Raw genomic sequence first — 2,855 nt, 5'->3', positions numbered from 1 at the left:
CTTTCCTTCCAAATTCGTTTAATCTCCTCAGCATGATGCAAGTCATGTAAATCTCGCTTTGCTCGATGTTCCCTTGCGAAGCAATGCTTCTCATCACAGAGATCTAGAGTCCGGTAATAGGTTGAAGGTGCGATCGGTAAAATTCTACAAATCGCATCAACACCATATAAGTCTTTATTGTTATGGATTAAATCCACCATTATTTGTGTGGGCGGTCGAGCTCCGCCTGGGCGAAAAAAGCGGCTGCTTTACGTAGAATCTCATTGGCGCGTTGCAGTTCTTTATTTTCGCGTTCGAGTTGTTTGATACGTTCTTGGTCTGAAAGCTGCTGTACTTTAACTGGATTTTGTTTATCTAAATATTTTTGATACCAAATACGTAGTGTTTCAGGAGTACAACCTATCTTGGGAGCAATAGCGGTGATCGCAGCCCAATTCGATGGATAATCTTTTTCAGATTCAATCAATAATTGAACCGCTCTTTCTCTGATTTCAGGGGTATATTTTAATTTTGTCATCGGAATAGTCTCTCAGAATATTGAGTCTCCGACAAACCCGGTACGGTTCAGTAAAACAAGTCACTGAGAAAGGTCATAGTGTGGCTGAAGTTGCTACACGTTTAGGAACCACTACACATAGTCTGTATGCTTGGATCAAACGTTATGATCCACAGCAGCCCAAGACAACAGAATCTAGTGATCCAACTACAGAATTAGCGAAATTAAAAAAAGAGCTGCAAAGGGTCACTGAAGAAAGGGACATATTAAAAAAGGCCGCGGTGTACTTCGCAAGCCAGTCCAAATGAGGTACGCCTTTATTCGGGACAACCAACATATATGGTCTGTTCGTCGTTTATGTTCAACGTTAGATGTTCATCACAGTGGTTATTACGCCTGGTTAAAGAAACCTACCAGTATAACTGCGAGGAAGCGGCAACAGCTTTCAGGATTAATTAAACAGTTCTGGTTGGAATCTGGCGGAGTCTACGGTTATCGCAAGATTCATTGTGATTTGAAAGACGTTGGCGAAAGTTGCGGTATCAATCGAGTACATCGACTCATGAAGGTGAATGGTCTCAAGTCACAGCGTCGCTATCGCAAACCTAGAGCTAATGTTAGTACTCCATCGATTGTGGCTCGAAATACTTTAGACAGACAGTTTAACCCCACCCAGCCCAACCAGTTGTGGGTGACTGACATCACTTATATTCGCACTCATGAAGGATGGCTGTATCTTGCAGTAGTAATCGACCTATTCTCACGGCTAGTCGTTGGCTGGTCTATGAAGTCGAGAATCACAACAGATCTGGTTTTAGATGCTCTACTGATGGCTTTGTGGCGAAGAAGCCCAAAGAACAAAGTCCTGATTCATTCTGATCAAGGTAGCCAATACACCAGTCATGAATGGCAGACATTTCTCAAGCATCACAACCTTGAAAGCAGTATGAGCCGGCGTGGAAACTGCCATGATAATGCTGTTGCTGAGAGCTTCTTTCAGCTGTTAAAGCGAGAGAGGATCAAGAAGAAAATCTATGTGACAAGAACTGAAGCAAGGTCGGATATCTTTGAATATATAGAGATGTTCTATAACTCAAAACGCAGACATGGTTCCAATGGTCAGCGTTCTCCATTAGATTATGAAAAGGCCCATCAAAAGATGGTTATGTGTGTCTAGAATTTTGGTGGCTATTCATCCCCCCTAAAAATACTAGCTCTTTAAAAGAGGCAGTATTATGCTTTTACAACATGGTATTTAAACTTGAGAAACTGAATTTAAAACAATCTACTGTAACTCTTCCAGACAGATATGAAATTAATCCACCCCCAGCGCTTTAAACACCGCATCCACCGGATCTGCATAGAAACTGGTCTGGAACTTGGTAAACAGTTCCACAGGAATCGTTGGGATATCTGCCGCACTACTCATCGGTAATGCAACCTTCTTGGCACCTGCATCAAAAGCAACTTGCAGACATTCGGCAATACTTTCCACCGGTGTTACAGATCCACCCAAGCTCATATCACCCAGTACCACCATCTGATTCTGAACCGGCCGTCCAAGCAGTCCAGAAGCAAAAGCAACCAAGCCAGGAAGTGCAAGATGGCTGAGTGGGCCAGTATTCTGTAATTCAACCACATGTAAGTGGAAGTCATGTTCCATCACCTTACTACCACCCGATATTCTGGATGCATTGGCCTTGAAGTAGTCAAATGCGATCTTGACCTGCTCCTTGGCACTGCTTGAATTCCATAAGCCTGATGTGGCCAATTTTCCTGAACCTTTGGTGACTTGAAGTTCTAAGCGGTATAAGCCTGGCATGCCCTTATTACTGAGCCCGATGGTATACAGGAAGCCTGGTTTAGAAGGACCTTCGGGAATAAGTCCACCTCCACCCTGCTCTTTTACCGAAACAAAATACTCTTCTAAGGTATCATTATCGATGTAGCTGAAATGAACATCATAGAATTCCATACCACCAATTTTCTTCAGCTGTTCTTTGACCCGACGGCGCACCTGCAGTGCATATTCCAGGCATTGCCGTACATCTTCTTTGTTAAATTGACCATGTGGGTAGAGCAGCTTCATCAATCCAGAAACCGTCTTGCGAACGGCGATCACATCACGCTGATTCAGGTTATTCCCTAGCTTAAAGTACTTCTCAATGGCATCCGCAAAACTACGCTTACGCATTTCCCGGAAGAATTCAGCCAGATAATCAACAATCAGGCCATAACGGTTGGTAAAGAATTCCGGGCGCATTTTCGGAATTTCCCAACCCGGGATATAGGCATGAAAGCGATCAAAGAATGCTGAATCGATCATAGCTTCAGGAAACGGAGCCAATAAGTGGCTAGT

Annotated in this window: 2 protein-coding genes, 1 pseudogene and 1 other annotated feature; of the genes and pseudogenes, 1 reads left to right on the top strand and 2 read right to left on the bottom strand. The window is 43.5% G+C overall.

Translation table 11 applies throughout. From position 1 onward, the window contains the following. Window positions 1–517: pseudogene (locus ACIG3F_RS16020) on the bottom strand (transposase); the annotation flags it as partial. Continuing rightward, window positions 126–242 (bottom strand) — a sequence feature (AL1L pseudoknot). Its footprint overlaps the pseudogene before it by 117 nt. A 17-nt stretch (window positions 518–534) precedes the next feature. Here ACIG3F_RS16020 and ACIG3F_RS16015 point away from each other — a divergent pair. Then, window positions 535–1,673 (top strand): IS3 family transposase gene (locus ACIG3F_RS16015; RefSeq protein ID WP_396470536.1). Its coding sequence is split into 2 segments (ribosomal slippage): window positions 535–772 and window positions 772–1,673, totalling 1,140 coding nucleotides; the frame shifts between segments, so codons are not numbered across the junction. Window positions 1,674–1,811: 138 nt separating this feature from the next. On the opposite strand, the gene ACIG3F_RS16010 is transcribed toward ACIG3F_RS16015, so the two are convergent. Continuing rightward, a partial coding sequence (locus tag ACIG3F_RS16010; RefSeq protein WP_396470535.1) for a BREX system Lon protease-like protein BrxL occupies window positions 1,812–2,855 on the bottom strand: 1,044 nt, incomplete at its 5' end.

Source organism: Acinetobacter sp. NPDC052428, assembly GCF_044547685.1.
GTDB classification, from domain to species: Bacteria; Pseudomonadota; Gammaproteobacteria; order Pseudomonadales; family Moraxellaceae; genus Acinetobacter; species Acinetobacter lwoffii_G.
This window is presented reverse-complemented; position numbering and strand designations above follow the sequence as displayed.